The organism is Muribacter muris, assembly GCF_004569585.1.
GTDB classification, from domain to species: domain Bacteria; phylum Pseudomonadota; class Gammaproteobacteria; order Enterobacterales; family Pasteurellaceae; genus Muribacter; species Muribacter muris.
Map to the genome: position 1 here is coordinate 1 of NZ_SPPA01000058.1, position 2,281 is coordinate 2,281.

Annotated in this window: 4 protein-coding genes; all 4 read left to right on the plus strand. The window is 33.8% G+C overall.

Annotated features, from left to right (window positions below):
• Positions 1 to 176: 176 nt before the first annotated feature.
• The 4 genes from E4T80_RS12530 (at position 177) to E4T80_RS12540 (ending at position 2,172) form a co-directional block, all read left to right on the plus strand.
• The gene (locus tag E4T80_RS12530) at positions 177 to 803 is read left to right on the plus strand and encodes a YaaW family protein (protein WP_135058712.1); all 627 of its coding nucleotides are present in this window, start codon (positions 177 to 179) and stop codon (positions 801 to 803) included.
• A gap of 96 nt (positions 804 to 899) precedes the next feature.
• The gene (locus E4T80_RS13210) at positions 900 to 1,064 is read left to right on the plus strand and encodes a hypothetical protein (protein ID WP_228064812.1); all 165 of its coding nucleotides are present in this window, start codon (positions 900 to 902) and stop codon (positions 1,062 to 1,064) included.
• 9 nt (positions 1,065 to 1,073) lie between these two features.
• Positions 1,074 to 1,223, plus strand: coding sequence for a hypothetical protein (locus E4T80_RS13215; protein WP_228064811.1), 150 nt, complete (start codon positions 1,074 to 1,076; stop codon positions 1,221 to 1,223).
• Positions 1,224 to 1,245: 22 nt separating this feature from the next.
• Positions 1,246 to 2,172 carry a DUF6892 domain-containing protein gene (locus tag E4T80_RS12540; protein ID WP_135058713.1) on the plus strand — a complete coding sequence of 309 codons (927 nt, stop codon included), beginning with the start codon at positions 1,246 to 1,248 and terminating at the stop codon, positions 2,170 to 2,172.
• Positions 2,173 to 2,281 lie beyond the last annotated feature (109 nt).

Here is a 2,281-nt window from a genome sequence, read left to right on the forward strand (position 1 = left end):
TGAGAGGGTTGTTAGAATAAAACATGAGCGTTTCCTTTTTTGTTTAGATTGAATTTGACACTCATATTCTAAACGGGAAACGCTCACTTTTTATTGTGATTTGTCAGATTTAATCTGATCTTCTACAAAAAGGAGAAAGTTTATTAACAGAGACATTAACAAACGAACGTAATTATATTCGTTATCATCCTGATCATCAAAAATACTGGAAAGAAATTGCGGAAGAATTACAGCTTTTTGGTGGAAATACCTTTATGAATCTTATTAAAGGCGGTAAAGGCGTGTTATATAAAGAAGTGCTGTGTGATGTTTGCGACAAAATGAAAGTGAACTACAACAAATCCTCATCTGTAAAGCGGATTGAAGAAAATCTTCTAATGAAAATTTTGCAAACGACATTAGAGAAAATGACACCGGAGGAATTAAAAAAACTTGCCATTGAGATGGGATTGAAAAATGTTGAGGAATTTAATCCGCAAAAAATAACCGCTGCATTTATTTATATGTTTAATTTGGGTGGTTTTACATCTTATAAAATCACACTAATTATAGTTAATGCAGTAATGAGGGCTTTATTTGGTCATGGGCTTAAATTAGCAGCAAATGCCGCATTAGCTAGATGGGTTTCTATCCTTACAGGGCCTGTTGGAGTAGCAATTACATCAATCTGGACTCTAATTGATATTGCTGGACCAGCTTATCGTGTAACTATTCCTGCAGTCATTCAAATCGCTTATTTACGATCCCTTTCAGAGTTTCGGGATGAGATTGAACAGGAACAGGGATGGGAACTGAAATTATAAAATAGTAATTGAACTATTTTTAATTTAAGAACAATTTAGCAAGTAACTATGAATAAATGATATCAATATTGATAGTACTTTTAAAAAGGAAAAAAGATGTTAATCCCTTATAATGAATATTATCCACAATTTCGTACTCTAATTGATAAACGGGAAAATTTTGAGATTGTTGGCGTACCCAAAAGCGATATGTATGCAGTGTGTGAAATTCTCGAAAAATATATTGAAAGCCAACATCTGAAATGTCGAATTTATACATAAAAGCGAATAGTGAGTGGTATCGCTGGTTTCGTTAATCCCGTGGTTGGTGTGGCTGCACTCGCTGGAATTGGGATTCACAATGTGATGACTTGGAATCCTGATTTTGAGATTTCTCGTGATCTCGCTAATAACAGAATTGCGGTTGAATATAAAAAATAAGTTTTTACTAAAGGAGAATAGTATGCCAAATATTTTTAAAACATTAAAAACAAATCAGCTATTCGACATTCTTGAAGAAGAAAGAGATGAAGCTTTTGAAAATGAGGAATTTTTTCAGGGATTGAAAGATCTTCAACACTTATCTAAAAATTGGGATCTTAAGAAAAAAACACAGTTCGTTGGTCGTGTACTGTCTAGTTTTGAAGGTGTAGCAGGTTGGTTTCATATTTCCTGCGATGGCTGGGATACCATTTTTGGCTTGGCAGGTGAGAAACATAAAAGGAAACTAGAGGGGTTAAAATTAATATCAAAAACCTTTTCCGATATTGATGAACCCGTTACTCAGCGGCTACGCTATATTATTTCTGAAGCGGAGCGTATTAAGTTACGCAGACTTCACCCGATTTATAATTTAAATCAAACACCAAAAATCATTTTTAAAGATTTTGGATTTAAATTGGCTGTAATTAATCAGCTGATGTATAAAGAGAAAATACTAAGACCCAGTTTTAATATTGCACTCTTTGCGGAAGAGTATATTGATAAAGAGACAGGTTATGGTATTAGCATTGAGTGGTATCGTGCAAGTCAAGAGGCCGCAAGATATTTATGGAATTTAGATATCCCAGAATATTTGTTAAATAACATTACCACACTTGACTTGGATCAAGACGCTGAAATTTATCGAGGTGTTGCATATCCAGGGGAATATGTTAATCCCAAATACTTAAATGATGGATATAAATGTATCAGAGATGATGCTATAGAAGATCTTGCTTTATTACCTAATTTAGAAAGTATTTATCTTCGTGGAAGCATTGAATTTGAATGGGGAAAGGATGAAGATTACAGAAATGATCTCTCGACTAATTTTGTACAGGCACTGAAAGCGAAAGGGATCGAGTTGCGACATAATAATGGAGACATAATTTGTAGAAGATCAGATTAAATCTGACAAATCACAATAAAAAGTGAGCGTTTCCCGTTTAGAATATGAGTGTCAAATTCAATCTAAACAAAAAAGGAAACGCTCATGTTTTATTCTAACAACCCTCTCA

Bases quoted from the DNA above. Each gene is read 5' to 3' on its own strand.
- E4T80_RS12540 (WP_135058713.1), top strand. From the start codon at position 1,246: ATGCCAAATATTTTTAAAACATTAAAAACAAATCAGCTATTCGACATT.
- E4T80_RS13210 (WP_228064812.1), top strand. From the start codon at position 900: ATGTTAATCCCTTATAATGAATATTATCCACAATTTCGTACTCTAATT.